The organism is Pseudomonas sp. A-B-19 (genome assembly GCF_019947515.1).
GTDB lineage: Bacteria > Pseudomonadota > Gammaproteobacteria > Pseudomonadales > Pseudomonadaceae > Aquipseudomonas.
Genome location: NZ_JAGYGN010000004.1, coordinates 34305 through 50576, shown reverse-complemented (window position 1 = coordinate 50576; position 16272 = coordinate 34305). Strand labels below are relative to the sequence as shown.

14 protein-coding genes are annotated in these 16272 nt (G+C 59.3%); 10 read left to right on the top strand and 4 right to left on the bottom strand.

What is annotated here, in order from left to right; translation table 11 throughout:
- Nucleotides 1–64 precede the first annotated feature (64 nt).
- The 9 genes from KGA81_RS05820 to KGA81_RS05780 all read left to right on the top strand — a co-directional run bounded on the left by KGA81_RS05820 (nt 65) and on the right by KGA81_RS05780 (nt 9125).
- Nucleotides 65–1516, top strand: coding sequence for a multiheme c-type cytochrome (locus KGA81_RS05820; RefSeq protein WP_223544953.1), 1452 nt, complete (start codon nt 65–67; stop codon nt 1514–1516).
- A gap of 213 nt (nt 1517–1729) precedes the next feature.
- Nucleotides 1730–2407 carry a thermostable hemolysin gene (locus KGA81_RS05815; protein WP_223544952.1) on the top strand — a complete coding sequence of 226 codons (678 nt, stop codon included), beginning with the start codon at nt 1730–1732 and terminating at the stop codon, nt 2405–2407.
- Nucleotides 2397–3878 (top strand): AMP-binding protein, encoded by a 1482-nt coding sequence (locus tag KGA81_RS05810; protein WP_223544951.1) that lies wholly within the window; start codon nt 2397–2399, stop codon nt 3876–3878. Before KGA81_RS05815 ends, KGA81_RS05810 begins: the two co-directional genes overlap by 11 nt.
- A complete protein-coding gene (locus tag KGA81_RS05805) occupies nt 3875–4549 on the top strand; it encodes a TenA family transcriptional regulator (protein ID WP_223544950.1) in 675 nt (224 codons plus the stop codon). The genes KGA81_RS05810 and KGA81_RS05805 overlap by 4 nt, the downstream gene beginning before the upstream one ends.
- On the top strand, nt 4536–5345 hold the full coding sequence (locus KGA81_RS05800; protein ID WP_223544949.1) for an SDR family oxidoreductase: 810 nt from the start codon (nt 4536–4538) through the stop codon (nt 5343–5345). The genes KGA81_RS05805 and KGA81_RS05800 overlap by 14 nt, the downstream gene beginning before the upstream one ends.
- A complete protein-coding gene (locus KGA81_RS05795) occupies nt 5342–5986 on the top strand; it encodes a tetratricopeptide repeat protein (protein ID WP_223544948.1) in 645 nt (214 codons plus the stop codon). The genes KGA81_RS05800 and KGA81_RS05795 overlap by 4 nt, the downstream gene beginning before the upstream one ends.
- 98 nt (nt 5987–6084) lie before the next feature.
- Nucleotides 6085–6747: a response regulator gene (locus KGA81_RS05790; protein WP_223544947.1), complete on the top strand. Its 663-nt coding sequence runs from the start codon at nt 6085–6087 to the stop codon at nt 6745–6747.
- Nucleotides 6744–8111 carry a sensor histidine kinase gene (locus KGA81_RS05785; protein WP_223544946.1) on the top strand — a complete coding sequence of 456 codons (1368 nt, stop codon included), beginning with the start codon at nt 6744–6746 and terminating at the stop codon, nt 8109–8111. Before KGA81_RS05790 ends, KGA81_RS05785 begins: the two co-directional genes overlap by 4 nt.
- Nucleotides 8112–8420: 309 nt before the next feature.
- Nucleotides 8421–9125 carry a response regulator gene (locus KGA81_RS05780; protein ID WP_223544945.1) on the top strand — a complete coding sequence of 235 codons (705 nt, stop codon included), beginning with the start codon at nt 8421–8423 and terminating at the stop codon, nt 9123–9125.
- On the opposite strand, the gene KGA81_RS05775 is transcribed toward KGA81_RS05780, so the two are convergent.
- The 4 genes from KGA81_RS05775 to KGA81_RS05760 form a co-directional block, all read right to left on the bottom strand.
- Nucleotides 9115–10602, bottom strand: coding sequence for a sensor histidine kinase (locus tag KGA81_RS05775; RefSeq protein ID WP_223544944.1), 1488 nt, complete (start codon nt 10600–10602; stop codon nt 9115–9117). The two genes, KGA81_RS05780 and KGA81_RS05775, sit on opposite strands and share 11 nt — an antisense overlap.
- A gap of 248 nt (nt 10603–10850) precedes the next feature.
- Nucleotides 10851–12116 (bottom strand): MFS transporter, encoded by a 1266-nt coding sequence (locus KGA81_RS05770; protein WP_223544943.1) that lies wholly within the window; start codon nt 12114–12116, stop codon nt 10851–10853.
- Between the two features lie 51 nt (nt 12117–12167).
- Nucleotides 12168–13238, bottom strand: coding sequence for a sugar phosphate isomerase/epimerase family protein (locus tag KGA81_RS05765; RefSeq protein ID WP_223544942.1), 1071 nt, complete (start codon nt 13236–13238; stop codon nt 12168–12170).
- A 112-nt stretch (nt 13239–13350) separates the two neighbouring features.
- A complete protein-coding gene (locus KGA81_RS05760; protein ID WP_223544941.1) occupies nt 13351–14853 on the bottom strand; it encodes a PLP-dependent aminotransferase family protein in 1503 nt (500 codons plus the stop codon).
- A 347-nt stretch (nt 14854–15200) separates the two neighbouring features.
- Between KGA81_RS05760 and KGA81_RS05755 the strand changes: the two genes are divergently transcribed.
- The gene (locus KGA81_RS05755; protein ID WP_223544940.1) at nt 15201–16073 is read left to right on the top strand and encodes a DNA/RNA non-specific endonuclease; all 873 of its coding nucleotides are present in this window, start codon (nt 15201–15203) and stop codon (nt 16071–16073) included.
- The last annotated feature ends 199 nt before the right edge of the window (nt 16074–16272 follow it).

Here is a 16272-nt window from a genome sequence, read left to right as displayed (position 1 = left end):
ATACCCCTGGCTACTCAATAGAAGTGCTGCTGTCCTCCTCTGCAACCGTCCAGGGGAAATGCTTATGAGCCACTCCAGATATACGCGTGTGCAGGTAGCGCTGCGCGGGTTGTGTTTTCTGGCTTGCCTGCTGACGGTAACGCTGATGGCGGCTGACGAACCTCAGAGTAATGACAATCAAAACAATGATAAGTGGCTGGAGCCGGCACGCTCCAGGATAATGCACGTGACTGGCGCGATGCCGTTCTTTCCGCATCGGGCCAATACCACCGGCAACCTGTTGTTGAATATAAAAGACTTCGACAATGCCCAGGTCTGTGGTGCTTGCCATACAGAGATTTACAAACAGTGGCGCTCATCGATGATGTCCCAGGCCTGGGATGAACCCATCTATCGGGCCTTGCTCAAGCGTGCGAGTTCGGCCACCGAGGGGAAGGTCGATAACTTCTGCACCGGTTGCCACACCCCGATCGGTCTCACGACCGGGCAAATCAATTCGCAGGTCAACCGCTCTTCAATTGAAGACAGTGCGAAGAATCATCCGATGCCCGGGGTCGATTGCGAGACCTGCCACAACATCAGTGCCCGCACGGGCCTCGATAACGGCGCCTATGTCCTGAGCCCTCGGGCGCATGGCAAACCCACCAAGTTCGGCCCACGTAAAGACGCCGTTTCGCCTTATCACGACACCGTGTATTCGGCTCTGCACACGCGCTCGGACTTTTGCGCCACCTGCCACAACGTCACGCACCCGTTCAGCAGCGTGGCGGTCGAGCGTACCTATGACGAATGGCAGGAGAGCGCCTACAGCCTCAACGGCGTAACCTGCCAGAGCTGCCATATGCCGGGTTTTGCGGGCAAGGCCGCGATCATGGGGCCAGACCGCGAGGAGGTCGCCTCGCATTGGTTCAGCGGAGCCAACGCGATGATGCTCAAGCATCTCGGTCAGGAAGTGGGCGCGCAACGCGCGCGCGACATGCTTGCGCGAGCGGGGGAAATAACCTTCCAGCAACTGCCGGCGGCCATCATTCCAGGGCAATACAACTCGGTGGCCGTCAAAGTTTCCAACGTCGGCGCCGGGCACAAGCTGCCGACCGGTTTTCCGGAGGGACGGGAGATGTGGATCGATTTCCGGGTGCAGGATGCCAGTGGTCGCGAGCTCTATCGACTGGGTGCGATCAAGGACGGCAAGACCGAGGACAACACGCGAAACTTCAAAGTGCACATCGGCGACGAGGACGGCAATCCGTTGGACGTCGAGGTCTGGAATGCCACGCAGATTCTCTCGGACAACCGCATTCTGCCCAAGGGCTACGATATCGGGGAGTTCTCCTTCCTGGTGCCGGCCGACGCCGTCGGGCCACTGACCCTGACGGCCGCACTGAACTATTGGCCGTTCTCCCAGAAGCTGGCCGACTACCTGCTGGGCAAGGACCAGGTGCAGGTGGAAATAACCCAGATGGCCAAAGTCACGCAGAGCGTACCCTTGTCACCGATCACTGTGTCCCGACCCTAGGGGCGTTGACGCGCTTTCAGGCTTGCTCCCGGAACACCCGCGCCATGACGGTGGACGAGTTGTTGTGACTGGCGTTGGTCGGGGTTCCGGCCTGCGCTGCGCAGGCAAGTCACGTACCGATACGCAAGACGACAATCGTTATGTCACCTTCAGACTTCGTTAAGAAATGCCTTTGATACTTCTCCCCAATTGATCCGGGGGAGATGATTTTCAATGTCCGATTTCAACTGGAACGTTCAGTTGCCGCTGCAATTTGGCCTGGCCGAAGCACAGCAGATGTATCTCGTCAGGGCCTTGCCGGACGCTGCGCAACGGTGTGTCTTCGAAGACTTTATCCAGCAACGTTTTCGTAGCGCCCACGGTGCCGATATTCGCCATTTCATGCCGGAACTGTTTGGCATGAGCGATGCGTCCGGCGCGCTCTGTGCGGTGGTCGGGGTGCGTCTGGCGAGCGCCGGGCCACTGTTTCTGGAAGGTTACCTGGACGAGGCGGTCGATCCGCTGATCAGTGCCGCTGCCGACCGGACCGTAGGCCGGTCGGCCATTGTCGAGGTAGGCAACCTGGCTGCCAGCGACACCGGCAGCGCACGAATGAGCATCATTGCGATGACTTACCTGCTGGCTATGGGGGGGCTGGAATGGGTCGCCTTTACCGGGAACCTGGGGCTGGTCAATAGTTTTCATCGCCTTGGCTTGAAGCCCGTGACCCTGTGTGCTGCCGACCCGGCGCGTCTGGGCGAAGACCGCCACGCCTGGGGCAGTTACTACGAAAGCAAGCCGTGGGTTCATGTTGGCAATATCCGCTCGGGGTTCATTCATTTGCGCAACATAGGCCTGTTCAGTCGCCTGGGCTTGCCGACCTCGATTGAAGGGGCTTGCCATGTCGCCTGAAATGGAGCGTTTCAAACAGACCCTGCGTCATCATGCTGAGCAAAAAAACAACGCCATTGCCTTGTGGGGCGATCATCTGAAGCTGGACTACGCCACGCTGTATGCCGAGATCATTTATCGCCAGCAGCGCCTGCGCGATGAACGGGTCAGGGTGGTCGCACTGGCGCTGGACAATGGTGTCGAAGCCATGCTTTGGGACCTGGCCGCGTTGTTCGAGGGGTTGACCTGCGTGGCCTTGCCGCCTTTTTTCAGTCCGGCGCAACGCAAACATTGCCTGGAGCAGAGCCAGGCCGAACACGTCATTAGCGAGCCGCAACTGCACGACGAGCTGCAAGCGGCCGGGTATCGGCAGTACGGCGAGTTCTGGCACCGCACCTTCAGTAGCCCGAACCGGATGCCTGACGGCACCGCCAGGTTGACCTTCACCTCGGGCACTACAGGCACGCCCAAGGGCGTGTGCTTGAGTGCCGACAGCATTCTGCGGGTCGCTCGCGAGCTGCACCTGGCCAGCCAGCCCACCGATCCGCAACATCACCTGGCGCTGCTGCCGCTGGCCATTTTGCTGGAGAACATCGGTTGTTACGCCGCACTGTATGCTGGCGCTACCTTGAGCCTGCCCAGCCAGAAAACCCTGGGGATCGAAGGCGCCAGCGGTGTGGATGTGCCGCAATTGTTGGGTTGTCTGGCCGGCCGTTCGCCCCAGAGCCTGATTCTGGTGCCGCAGTTGTTGCTGATGCTGGTCAGTGCTGCGGAGCAGAAGGCTTTCGACCCACAGTACCTGCGTTTTGCCGCCGTGGGCGGTGCCCGGGTTTGCCAAGATCTACTGCATCGGGCAGAGCGCGTGGGTGTACCGGTTTACGAGGGTTACGGACTGTCGGAATGCGCATCGGTGGTGTGCCTCAATCGCCCGCGAGCGTGGCGCCCCGGCAGTGTCGGACAGCCGCTGCCCCATGTGCAGATTCGCCTGGCGGACGACGGCGAAGTGCTGATCAAGGGCTCAACCTTGCTGGGCTATCTGGGAGAGGCGCCGCACACCGCCCAATGGTGGCCCAGCGGCGATCTCGGCGAGTTCGACGCCGAGGGTTTTCTCTACCTCAAGGGGCGCAAGAAACATCAATTCGTCACCAGTTACGGACGCAACGTAAACCCCGAGTGGGTGGAAGCCGAATTGACCCAGCGCGGGCCTGTCGCCCAGGCCTTCGTCTATGGCGAGGCCATGCCTCACAACCATGCGCTGCTTTGGCCCCACCGTCCGGACTGCACCGACGAACAACTGGCCGCCGCCGTGGCCCAGGCCAACGAGGCACTGCCCGAGTACGCCCGGGTCCACCGCTGGAGCCGGCTCGACCAACCCTTCACCGCCACCAACGGCTTGCTCACCGCCAATGGCCGGCCCCGCCGTGACGCCATCGTCGAACGCTACCGGGGGTCGTTGAGAGAATCCGAATTTTCCGAGGAATCCGCACCATGAGCTTTTTTGACACGCTGCACCAAGCCACTGAGCAAGAACGCATCGAGTTGTTCGACCTGCCGATCATCCGCGATGCGCTGCAGGGCGACGTCAGCCTGGAAAGTTACCGGGCCTTTCTGGCACAGGCCTATTACCACGTACGCCATACCGTGCCGTTGATGATGGCCTGTGGTGCGCGCCTGCCATTACGTCTGGAATGGCTGCGCGAAGCGGTATGTGAATACATCGAGGACGAATACGGTCACGAACAATGGGTGCTCAATGACATTGAAGCCAGCGGCGGTGACAGGGACGCTGTACGTGACGGGTGTCCGTCATTGCCGATCGAATTGATGGTCAGCTTCCTCTACGACCTGATCGCCAGGGACAATCCGGTGGGACTGTTCGGCATGGTCAACGTACTCGAAGGCACGAGCATCGCTTTGGCCACCCAAGCCGCCGACAGCATTCGCCAGCGCCTGGACTTGCCACAAAGCGCCTTCAGCTACCTCAGTTCCCACGGCTCGCTGGATGTCCAGCATATGCAGACCTATCGCCGACTGATGAACAGACTGGATGATCCGCACGACCAGGCCGCCGTCATTCATGCCGCCAAAGTGGTGTACCGGCTCTACACCGATATGTTTCGTGGCTTGCCGCGTAACGGGGAGAACCTGCATGCGCCTGTCTGAAGCTCGCGTGGTGTTGACCGGTGCCAGCGGCGGCATCGGCCTGGCCATCGCCACCGCACTGTGCGCCAGTGGTGCCCGGGTGCTGGCGGTGGCTCGACATCGGGAACCGTTGGCGCCGCTGCTGGAGCTTTATCCTCGTAACCTGTGCTGGGTCCGTGCAGACCTGACGTTACTCTGCGACCGCCGCCAGGTGCTGGAGCAGGCCCGGAGCTCCGGTGGCATCAACCTGCTGATCAATGCCGCCGGGGTCAACCATTTCGCCATGCTCGAACAGCTCGACGACAGCGAGATCAATTCGATGCTTGCGGTGAACATCGGCGCGCCGATGTGCCTGACAAAACTGATGTTGCCACTGCTCAAGCAGGCCGACAGTGCCATGGTGGTGAACGTCGGTTCGACCTATGGCTCCATTGGCTACCCCGGCTACGCCAGTTACTGTGCCACCAAGTTTGCCCTGCGCGGGTTCTCCGAAGCCCTGCGCCGGGAGTTGGCGGACACCCGGGTCAGCGTGCTTTACGTTGCCCCGCGAGCGACCCGTACCAGCATGAACAGCCCGGCGGCCCAGGCGCTGAACGATGCGCTCAAGGCCAATGTCGACGACCCGCAAACCGTGGCGGCCGCGGTGATTCACGCCATTGCCGGTGACCGTCGCGACTTGTACCTGGGCTGGCCAGAGCGTTTTTTTGTACGCCTGAACAGCTTCCTGCCCCATCTGGTGGACCGTGGTTTGCGCAAACAATTGCCTCTGATCCGCCGCCTGAGCCAGAAACCCGACCAGGAGAATCCCGAACCATGAACAAGATCATCGCCTGCCTGCTGCTTGGCACATTGAGCCAGAGTGTCTGGGCGCTGGACACTGCCGATCAGCAGCGGCTCGACGGTATCCAGCAAAGCTGGGCGCACATTCAGTACGAGTTGCCCGAGGGACAACGAACCGCGGCTTTTGAAAAACTGGCCGCCCAGGCTTCGAGCTTCAAACGGGAACGCCAAACAGTGGCTGAGGCCTGGATCTGGTCTGGCATCGTCACCAGTAGCTGGGCGGGCGCCCAGGGAGGGCTGGGTGCGCTGAGCAAGGTCAAGGATGCCAAGGCCGACCTGGAAAAAGCCCTGGCCCTGGACCCCAAGGCCCTGCAAGGCTCAGCCTATACCAGCCTGGGGGCACTCTATGACCGCGTACCGGGCTGGCCCATCGGCTTCGGCGATTCGGACAGGGCCGAGCAGTTGCTCAAGCTGGCATTGCAAATGAACCCCAACGGTATCGACAGCCTGTACTTCTGGGGCGATCACCTTTACCGTCAGAAGCGATATGTCGAAGCCAGGGCGGCGCTGCAAAAAGCCTTGCTGGCTGCGCCGCGACCTGGCCGCGAGAGCGCTGACACCGGGCGCCGCAAGGAGATCGAAGCGCTGTTGGTGGACGTGAACAAAAAACTCGGCTGACAGGGTAATGCCGAAAAATGCAGGAGCAAGCTCGCTCCTACAGAGGACGAGGATCACATTCGCTTAATTGAACAGCATTACGGCTGACAGGAGACCCTGTGCGCTTATTACTCATAGAGGATGACGTGGCGCTCGGCGAGGGCATTCATCAGGCCCTCAGCCGTGAAGGTTATACCGTCGACTGGTTGCAGGACGGCAACAGCGCCTTGCATTCGTTGCTTAGTGAAATCTTTGATCTGGCGGTGCTCGACCTTGGCCTGCCACGCATGGACGGCCTTGAAGTGCTCAGACGCTTGCGTGACAGCAGTTCCAATCTGCCGGTGTTGATCCTGACCGCGCGCGATGCTACCGAAGACCGCATCGCCGGTCTGGATGCCGGAGCCGATGACTACCTGATCAAGCCTTTCGACCTGGCAGAACTGAAGGCGCGCATACGTGCACTGCTTCGGCGCAGCGCCGGGCGTGGACAATCGCTGATCGAGCACGCCGGTATCAGCCTGAACCCCGGCACCCAGCAAGTCAGCTACAAAGGCGAGCCGGTGGCCCTGACGCCCAAGGAATATCAGTTGCTCCACGAACTGCTCTCGCCACCTGGCCGGGTAATGACTCGCGATCACCTGATGCAGTTGCTGTACGGCTGGAACGAGGAAGCCGAAAGCAACACCCTGGAGGTGCACATCCATCACCTGCGCAAGAAATTTTCCACCGATCTGATCCGCACCGTCCGTGGTATCGGCTACCTGGTGGAGGAGCGCCGATGACCTCGATCCGGCGTCGCACCCTGACCCTGATCATCGGCCTGATGCTCGCTGGCGTGGCCGTCATCAGTGTGTTGAATCTGCACGACAGCAACCACGAAATCGCCGAAGTCTATGATGCCCAACTGGCCCAGAATGCTCGCCTGCTGCAAGGCGTCATGCGTATGCCCATGGTAAGCAAGGACCATGGGGATCTGTACAAGGCGTTTAACCAGGCCCTGAACGAGGCGACGCCCAGGGCCGACGGGCATTCGTATGAAACGAAGATTGCGTTTCAGGTGTGGAACGCCAGGAACGAAGTGCTGGTACATACGGCCAGTTCTCCGTCCTTCAGTACACCTGCGGTCACACCAGGCTTCAGCGATGTCGTCGATATGAACAACCGGCATTGGCGTGCCTTCCTGCTGGAAGACAAGCAGAACAACCTGCGCATCTGGGTCGGCGAACGGGACGATGTGCGAATGGACTTGGTGGACCGGATCGTACGCCACACGCTGTGGCCCAATATTCTGGGGAGTTTGCTGCTGGCCGCGATGATCTGGCTGGCCATCGGCTGGGGGTTGAAACCGCTGGTCAACATGGCTGCAACGCTGCGGGCCCGGCATCCCGGCTCACTCGAACCCTTGCAATTGACGCCGCTACCCACCGAGCTTGAGCCCATGCAGGCAGCCCTCAATCGCATGCTCGCGCAAATTCAGGAAGTCATGGGGCGCGAGCGACGCTTTATCGCGGATGCCGCCCACGAAATGCGTACACCACTGGCCGTGCTCAGGATTCACGCGCAAAACCTGATGGAGGCGGGGAGTGAAGAGGATCGTCGCGCATCGCTCGAGTTCTTGATTGCCGGCGTGGACCGTACCAGCCGACTGGTTAACCAATTGCTGACGATGGCTCGTATCGAGCCTGCAGCAGGGACTGAACCGCCTGCACCTATTGATCTGGCCAGCACCGTTCGCGACAGTCTGGTTCAGTTAACGCCCTGGTTGCTGAGCAAGGGGCTTGAACTGGTTTTTGATGTCAGCGACGACATCAGTCTCGCCAGAGTCGACCCGGCCGCGATTGATATTGCCTTGAATAACCTGGTGACCAATGCGGCGAATTTTTCCCCCAGGCATGGAGTCATCACTGTACGGCTGGTCGAAAAGGAGAATAGCTACGAACTGTCTGTCGAGGATGAAGGGCCTGGCATCGATGAGCAGGATCGCGATCGGCTTTTCGAGCGTTTTTACAGCAGTGGAAATGATCAGGGTGCAGGGTTGGGGCTGACCATCGTCAAGGCCATAGCGGATCGCTTTGGTGGGCAGATCAAACTGGAGAACCGTATCCCTGGTGGTTTACGCGCTACGTTAGAAGTTTGTCGCTTTTGACGTTGTTCCTGATTTTGTCTGGTGCGGAGTATAGGAGAGCGACTGTTGGTCGGATGATAGAAGGATCCGGACTTTACGAGTCTTTCTGTTTTTTTATTTTGTTTTATTGCCTTATAAAACAATAGATTAGGTAACAATATTGTATAAATCTTCAAGAGTGTTTGTTCCTTGACGATCCGGTTTTGTCCGACCTAAGTCTTATTTCCGAACGCCAGGAGCCCGGGGCATGCGACTGGCGACCGGCGGCGTCGCCGGTTCCCTGCTATTAATCAATGAGTGTATGAGTGCTGATCGTTTCGGGAGCGTGTCATGAATCCAACCATTCGCATCTGCATCGCCGACGATCATCCGATGTTGCGTGAGGGTGTGGCCAATACGTTGAGAAAACGGGCGGATTTTCAGGTCGTGGATCAGGGCGCCAATGCGCAGGATGCCATGGACATTGCCCGGCGGGTGCGTCCGGATGTGATGCTGATGGACGTCAATATGCCAGGCGATGTGTTCGCCGCAGTGCGGTTCATTTCCACTCAGCTGACGAATGTAAAGGTGCTGATGCTGACGGTTTCGGAAGCCGAAGATGACGCCTTTCTGGCACTGGAGGCCGGCGCGCGCGGGTATGTGTTGAAAGGTGTCAGCGGACCGGAACTGGTCCTGGCAATCAGGTCGGTTGCCAGGGGGGAGACGTATATCACCCCCGAGTTCGCCAACAAACTGCTGAGTAACGACAAGAAGCCCGAAGCACAAATTCAAACGATTGATCTGACCCATCGCGAGGAGGAGGTCATTCGTGAAGTTTCAAAGGGGCTGACCAATAGGGAGGTTGCGACAAAGCTGATGATCAGCGAAAAAACCGTCAAGCACCACATGGGCTGCGTGATGCAGAAACTGCACGCCCGAAATCGTGTCGAAGCGGTCACGGCGCTACGGCATTACAGGGAGCGCGAAGCTGTCGGGCGACTTCACAACGGCGCAGCAAAAATACCAATGGATGCCGGAACACCCCCTAGAGTTTGAACTGTGCATTGACCGACGTACCCGAGGCACTGGAGTCGATGCTGAACAACCCGCCCAGAGATTCAATGCGATAACGCAAACCGGTGAGCCCCAATCGGGTTCTGCCGGATGCCCCTTGCTGCATGGCGCCTGCCGCCATGCCTGGACCACTGTCCCTGACGCTGATGTTCAATAATTCATCAATGTATTGCGCCTGGATGACCTGACCCTCGCCGTTGGCATGCAGGTAAGCGTTGTTGAGGGCTTCTTGCACAAAACGGTACAAACAGAGTTTGAGCGGCAGTGGCGCGGCCTCCGGTAGCAGTCCCAGGGCTAATGTGACCTTGGTGCCAGTGCGTTGCTCGTGACGTTGCGCCACCAGTTGCAACTCTTGCGCCAGGCTCAACTCATTGATTTCCGGAAGTGCCAGACCTCGCGATAAATCGCGGACCTCGCGCAATGCGTCGGTGGCGGCGCCACGAATGGTTTCCAGCGACTCCTGATCGACAGCGGAGCAGTTTTCGGCCAGGTCGTCGAGCCGGATCAGAATCAAGGTCAATAACTGCGCCGGCCCATCGTGCAAGTCGGCACCAATGCGCCTCAAGGTGAGTTCGTTGACATGGGAAAATTCCTGGGTAGCCGTCGCCATCTTGCTCTGGAGTTCGGCATTGCTGATGTGCAGACGGGTTTGCTCCTGCAGCCTTAAGCGCAGTGCCACTTGCTGGCGCTGGATGATCTTGTCACCGCGTCGCACGATGAAAAAAAGCAGCGTCAGCATTGCCAGGGTCGCGGCGCCAACGACCACCCATACCTGCTCTCGGACGCGATTGATCTCGCGCTTGAGACTACCGGCCTTTTCATAAAATTCGCCCACCGCGATGACTTTCCTGGTGGTTGAATCCCGCAGGGGTGCGTAGATCTCATAGAGCGGCACGTTGAGGTTGCGTTCGAACTCGTTCTCATCCTCGTTCAGCCCTTCAAGGTCGGTGACTACTTTGCCCTTGAGTGCCTCGGTGATCTCATCCAGTGGGAATGTGTGGTTGGTGATGGATTTATTCGTGCTGTAGACCACCGTGCCATCTGCCCGCCAGATCTTGATCGAGACGATATGATGTTTAAGCGAACGACTTTCCGTGAGGTGGTCCAGAGACTGGACACTTGCTGGCGAGAGTTTGTTGTCCCGACTCATCTCCTGCACATAGGGCTCCAGAAACGTATCCATGTACTGAGCGCCTGCTTCGGCTGCGCTATGTACCGCGGCACTTTCTATGCGTGCGCTCACCAGTTTGCCGACGAAGAACATGGTCAGTCCCAGGATCACCGCAGCGGCAATGACAAACTGGGTCGAGCGACTCAGATTGCGCGTCTTGACCCTGATCCATGTGCGCCAGATTCCATTGCGAGCCGCATCGCCAACAGGGGCAGGCTCGACCAGCGCCTCAGTCTCCTGTGCGGTAAAGGTCGCGTTTTCCGACTCGGCTTTTGCATTTTTTGCCATCGACCTGGTTCCCTGATCATCGTGATAAGTCGGTTGGAAACCCTGCAACTCAACGGATATCTGGAGATTGGCTGTGGGCGCCACGCCCATGATTGACAGTAGTTCACTGTATAGCGAACCGACAGCTTCGGATGCTCAACAAGCGCACCGTCAGTGCTGCAAGATGGCGGCGCTCGTGCGGTGCTGACCGAGAGGTTTCGGTTAGCGCCGCACGGCGATGTGTTGCGAGGTGTACGCCCGACCTATGTTCAGGCTTGTGCTGCGCTGGCCTTGCCAGTGATCGGGGCGTTTTTCCGGACCGCTTGATACAGCAGGCTGGAGACCATGAACCCGACGATGGCCAATACGCTCATCAACGAGAACACGTAGGTGTAGCCCTGCTGACCCGGGAAGTGGTCAAGGATTGCGCCATAGATGACGTAGGCGAACATGCCTGGCGCATAGCCGATCAGGCAACCAATGCCAAAGGCTGAACCGGTGATGTGCTGGGGGATACCGACTTCGCCCATGGGTGCCCAGAACACGCCGCGCATGGAAAACACAATCAGCGCGAAGGAGAGGGTGGCCGCCATGCCGGCGTAGATGTAATCCGGGCTTTTCGGGATGAGCATGATGACGCCCATCAGCGGCAACAACGCCAGGAATGCCCATTTCAGATAGCGGCTGGAGCTCTTGAACTGCTTGTCGGCAATGAAGCCACCGGCGGGGCCGCCGAGGATCTTGAGGAAGTACTGGTTGATGATGCCATAGGCGCCGACCAGGGCGACGGGCAGTTCGTACATGTCCTTGAGGTAGGGAATGAAATAGGTCAGGCCGCAGTACACGATGTAGACCATGAACACGTTGAGGCTGACCAGCCAGATGCCCGGCACCTTGATGGCCTCGAGCAGGTTCGATAATCCGTTCTTCGGCTTGGCGGTCGACTGGGTATTGCCGCTCTTGAGCAGCAGCCAGGTCAGGGTCCCGGCAAGAATGTCGATGACCGAGTAGAAGAGGATCGCCGACTTCAGACCGTTTTCACCGGAGCCCATGGCGACGAACACGCCCAGCGCAGAGAAGGCGACCAGGGTATCGATGACGCCACGTCCGCCTTCAAGAAGGCCGAACAGGCGCCCCTGTTCTTTATCGTCACCCAGGTTGCGGATGGCTTTGAGCAGCGAGGGCCAGAAGATGCAGTCGGCACACACCGCCAGCAGGCAGAACACAATCAGCAGATTGCTGAAGGGCGGAAAGGTCGCCAGGTAGAGGCCGAGGCTGCCGGTACCGATAAGGCCGAGGGGGATCAGCTTACGCGTATCGTACCGATCGGCGAGCATGCCGCCGACCACGAACAGCGCGGTGGCGATGATGGCGTTGGCGCTCAGCAGCACACCGATTTCAGTGTGGGACAGCCCCATGAACTCTTGCATGGGAATGTAGAAGGCGTCTTTGAGATTCGCCAGTTTGTAGATGGTGCCGCCACCGAGGATGAGAATCAGGAATCTGAGCCATTTGGCCTTGTCATGGGATGTCATTATTGTTCTCCAGGCTTGATTGGGTAGGCAGTGCCGGTCGGCACGTCAGGTTCAGGCGTCAGCGCAATGGGCCAGGGTCAACTCGGCCAGGGTGCGGAACTCGGCCAGCAGACCTCGTACATAGGCCACCTGGTTGTTGGCCCAACGGTGTTCACCGGCCAGCATTTGCTCCAGGGAGAAGCCTTCCGGCAGCGCTGTTTCACTCATTTCCCGGTACGCAATGAACGGGTCGGCGGCTTCGTCCATCTGGCGGAACGCCGGGGCAACGTAGTGGTTTTCCTGCTCGAGAATGAAAGCGATCACTTGCGGAGCTGATTCGCCGAGCATCAGCAGCTCGAACACCATACGTGCGTTGGGCAGGTCGTCTTCGTCACAGCCCTGCAGCACGCCGTAATGGCCGAAGGCGTTTTGCTCGGGGACGATGCGCACCCCCTTGAGGTGGGTCTGGCGTATGTGCGGCGCCAGGTTACGCAGCGCAGCAAGGGGCTGCTCGCAGGCATTGATCATGTTGCCGAAGTCGAACAGGGCGTGCAGGCGAGGGTGATTCAGGCGGCTCAGCAGTTGCGCGATCTCGCCGCTCTTGAGTTCTTCATGCTGTTCGAAGTCGAAGAACAGGTCGTGCTCGTCTGCCTGCTGCGCGAGGTAGTGCAGGTCTGACTCGATCAGGTCCATGACCCGCGACAGCACTCCTTCGTAGCGGGAGTAGACACGGATATTGCGGGTGCCCAGCGCCTTGGCAATGGCGATCACTTGATCGACATCTGTTTTCAAGGTGCTGCTGATTTCCAGATGCACGTCCAGCCCGAGTGCATTGGCCTTGGCAGCGAACGCCTGAAGCTGCGCGGCGGTCATTTGACTCAGGCTGTTTTCCTCACCGTCGAGCAAGTGCAGGCTCAGACCTTGCAGCTCGTGGCGATAGGCGAAGTCCAGCAGGTCGCCAGGGGTGACACGGCCATGGGTCAGGTTGGTCAGCAAAGGGTAGGCATGGGCAAACAGGCGCAGTTGCCCCAGTCGATCGAGCAACTGGCGGGCCAGTGCCTCAGTCAGTACGGGGGGAGCCCCGGCCTCGACAGCCTTGTGGCTGAGCAAGGCGTTGAATCGTTCCTGGATCTTATTGTTCATTCGAGTCGTTCCTGGTTCAGACGCCGGGTCTACCGGCGCAGCCTTTATCGCGCCAGTCAGGAACTCTCGATAGATCCATTATCAGTTAAATCATAAGACCACTTGCCTTGGGTCAAGTGGTCTGCTGCAGATAGCCCATGTTGCTCAAGGCCTGGGCAAGCGCTTCGACCCGCGCTTGGGCCTGGTCCTCAGGGGTGCTGGCAAAGCCGATCAACAGGGCCGGCGGCAGGACATGCTCGAGGCAGTAGTCACTCAGGGGATAGGTATGAATGCCATGCTGGCCGAGTTCCCTGGCGATGGCGTCGTCGTCAAGATGCGCGGGTAACCAGGCGATCAGGTGCATGCCGGCTTCAACAGGCGTGATCCTGAAGAAAGTGCCCAGCCGTTGCTGCAGTTGTTCGACCAGTGCTTGCTGGCGAGCCTGGTACAGCACACGCATTCGACGAATATGACCGAGGAAGTGGCCTTCGCGCATGAAGTCCGCCGTGACGGCCTGCAGCAGCGTGGGCGGGCTGCGATCCATGACCGCCCGCAGGGTGCAGAAGGGTTCGATCAGGGCGTTCGGCAGTATCACGTAACCCAGTCGTAGCGAGGGGAAGAGCACTTTGCTGAACGTTCCGGCGTAGATGACCCGGGCCCATTGGTCCATGGCATAGAGTGCCGGCAGGGGGCGTCCGTTGTAGCGAAACTCACTGTCGCAGTCGTCCTCGATAATCCAGCTTTGATTGCGCGCAGCCCAGTCGATGAGCTCCTGGCGCCGCGCATAACTCATGGTGATGCCCAAGGGATGCTGACGAGACGGCGTGGTAAATACCAGGCGGGCGTCAGGACACAACGCCACACCTTGCCGCACATCGATCCCCTGTTCATCGATACGCAACGGGACCACCAGCCCCCCCTGGGCCTGGAGCGCAATGCGCGCCGCGATATGCCCCGGATCCTCCATCCAGAAGCTGTCCTGCGGATTGAGCAACAGCATGCCCAGCAGGTTGAAGGCTTGCTGGGCACCGGAAACGATGACCACCTGCTCGGCAGTGCAGTCGATGCCTCGGGCATCGAAGACGTATTCGGCAATCGCCTCGCGCAGGGCCAGTAAACCTTGCAGCTCGCCATAACCGAGCATGGCCTTGGTCGGCTTGTGCAGGTGGCGGTTCATCAGCCGTTTCCAGACTGATTGCGGGAACGCATCGTAAGCGCTGTGACTGGGCAGGAACGAAGTCGGGGTCCCGGTCGCCCAGTCCGCATAGGACACGCCGCGAAAATGATCGCTGCGCAACGACAGCATGGACTGGCTCAGGTCGGACAGGCGAGGTGGCTGGGGCTTGTGCTCAGCGTCATCGCGGCTTTCCCATTCATGTCCCACATAGGTCCCGGCCCCGGTGCGCGACGTCAGAAAACCTTCGGCAATCAGTTGATCGAACGCATTGAGAATGCTGATTCGCGACAGCTGCAGTTCTTTGCTCAGGGTTCGGGTGGACGGCAGACGCACGCCGCCCTGAATCCTGCCACCGAGAATCTGTTTGCGAATCTGCAAGTAGAGTTGGCGGTACAAGGGGATGGAGCTGGCACGGTCCAGCTCGATACCCGACAACAGCAAACCTGCGGAGGATTTCATTTTCTGTTCGTCTGGATGGAGTGAGTCTGGCCTGAATTGCCGTCAGGCACCCGGGTGCGAAAGGGTATCGAGCGGTACTGGATAAGTCATCCGGTCCGCGGCTTCGATGAGCACTGGCCAATAGAATCCAACCGCCGCCCGGCACTAACGTATCTTGTCATGGTCCATAACCCCCGCACGACCCCCAAACGGTCGAACTGCCCGGAACCGACCGGCCCCATCGGTAACTTGATCAAGGACAGTGAAAGCATGCTCGCCGCCACATAATCAGCAATGCCCTCCACCCGGTTCCGTGAATCGGGACCCGCCGCACGTTTATCCCTCAATTCCTTTCGAAGATTTAACCCATGTACCTACGCAAAATTGCAGTTGGGCTGTCGGCCCTTGTTTTGCTCTCGACCGGGGCACAAGCCCGCAGTCTGCTGGACCTCCTCAAGCCACCTACCGCGCAACATGAACAAACGTCCCGCTCGGGCTCGATCAGCCAGAGCGCGGCCCTGGACCTCTACTCAAGCAAACAGAAACAGGCATCGTTTGACGGCTGCGCTGATCTGTTCCCGGCAGCGAAACCGATCAACACGGCCACTGTGCCGGCAGCCATGAAACCCCTGGCGCTGTGTTCCGACAACTTCGCGGTGCTGTACTCGCAAACCAGCAAGACCCCGCTGGTTGTGGTCGAACGCCTGAATGCGGCCCAGTTGCAGGATGCCAAAGGGGAGGAGCGCACCAACCAGTTCTACCCGGACCCACGCATCCCCAAGAGTGGGCGCGCCGAGTTGAGCGACTACCGCAGCCAGCACCCGGCCGTGGACCGTGGTCACCAATCCCCGGCCGCCGATGCACCGAACCCCAATGCAATGGCCCAATCCTTTGCGCTGTCGAACATGGTGCCGCAAGACCCGACCAACAACCGCAAGATCTGGAGCAAGGTCGAGTCTGATGTCCGCAAGTTTGCCAAGCGCGCCGATGGCAACGTGTTTGTCTTTACCGGCCCGCTGTTTGACCCTGGCCACTCGACCATTGGCGACAACCAGGTCTGGGTGCCGACCCGACTGTTCAAGCTGGTGTACGACGCATCGTCCAAACGTGCCTGGGCGTACGTGCTGCCTAACGCAGAAACCCGAATAGAGAAGCCGATGGACTATGAGACGTTCGTGGAGAGCACCGGGCTCAAATTGCTCGGGAACCTGCCCGTCTCAGGTTCCGTAGGGCGCACCTGATCAACGCTACCGTGAAAAACTGTTCAGGGTGTATGCGTTGCCTTAGTGGCATCGTTGGCAACGGGCGGTCAGCGGACGTGTTGCTACTGTAGGAGCGAGCTTGCTCGCGATGGACTCAAGAGCGCCGTGTTTATCCAGTGAGCACGCGTTATCGTTGACGACCTTCGCGAGCAAGCTCGCTCCTACACAGCATTAATCC

What these genes read in the sequence shown, in the direction of transcription:
- KGA81_RS05820 (WP_223544953.1), top strand. Translation starts at nt 65, where the DNA reads ATGAGCCACTCCAGATATACGCGTGTGCAGGTAGCGCTGCGCGGGTTG.
- KGA81_RS05815 (WP_223544952.1), top strand. Translation starts at nt 1,730, where the DNA reads ATGTCCGATTTCAACTGGAACGTTCAGTTGCCGCTGCAATTTGGCCTG.
- KGA81_RS05810 (WP_223544951.1), top strand. Translation starts at nt 2,397, where the DNA reads ATGTCGCCTGAAATGGAGCGTTTCAAACAGACCCTGCGTCATCATGCT.
- KGA81_RS05805 (WP_223544950.1), top strand. Translation starts at nt 3,875, where the DNA reads ATGAGCTTTTTTGACACGCTGCACCAAGCCACTGAGCAAGAACGCATC.
- KGA81_RS05800 (WP_223544949.1), top strand. Translation starts at nt 4,536, where the DNA reads ATGCGCCTGTCTGAAGCTCGCGTGGTGTTGACCGGTGCCAGCGGCGGC.
- KGA81_RS05795 (WP_223544948.1), top strand. Translation starts at nt 5,342, where the DNA reads ATGAACAAGATCATCGCCTGCCTGCTGCTTGGCACATTGAGCCAGAGT.
- KGA81_RS05785 (WP_223544946.1), top strand. Translation starts at nt 6,744, where the DNA reads ATGACCTCGATCCGGCGTCGCACCCTGACCCTGATCATCGGCCTGATG.
- KGA81_RS05780 (WP_223544945.1), top strand. Translation starts at nt 8,421, where the DNA reads ATGAATCCAACCATTCGCATCTGCATCGCCGACGATCATCCGATGTTG.
- KGA81_RS05775 (WP_223544944.1), bottom strand. Translation starts at nt 10,602, where the DNA reads ATGGCAAAAAATGCAAAAGCCGAGTCGGAAAACGCGACCTTTACCGCA.
- KGA81_RS05770 (WP_223544943.1), bottom strand. Translation starts at nt 12,116, where the DNA reads ATGACATCCCATGACAAGGCCAAATGGCTCAGATTCCTGATTCTCATC.
- KGA81_RS05765 (WP_223544942.1), bottom strand. Translation starts at nt 13,238, where the DNA reads ATGAACAATAAGATCCAGGAACGATTCAACGCCTTGCTCAGCCACAAG.
- KGA81_RS05760 (WP_223544941.1), bottom strand. Translation starts at nt 14,853, where the DNA reads ATGAAATCCTCCGCAGGTTTGCTGTTGTCGGGTATCGAGCTGGACCGT.
- KGA81_RS05755 (WP_223544940.1), top strand. Translation starts at nt 15,201, where the DNA reads ATGTACCTACGCAAAATTGCAGTTGGGCTGTCGGCCCTTGTTTTGCTC.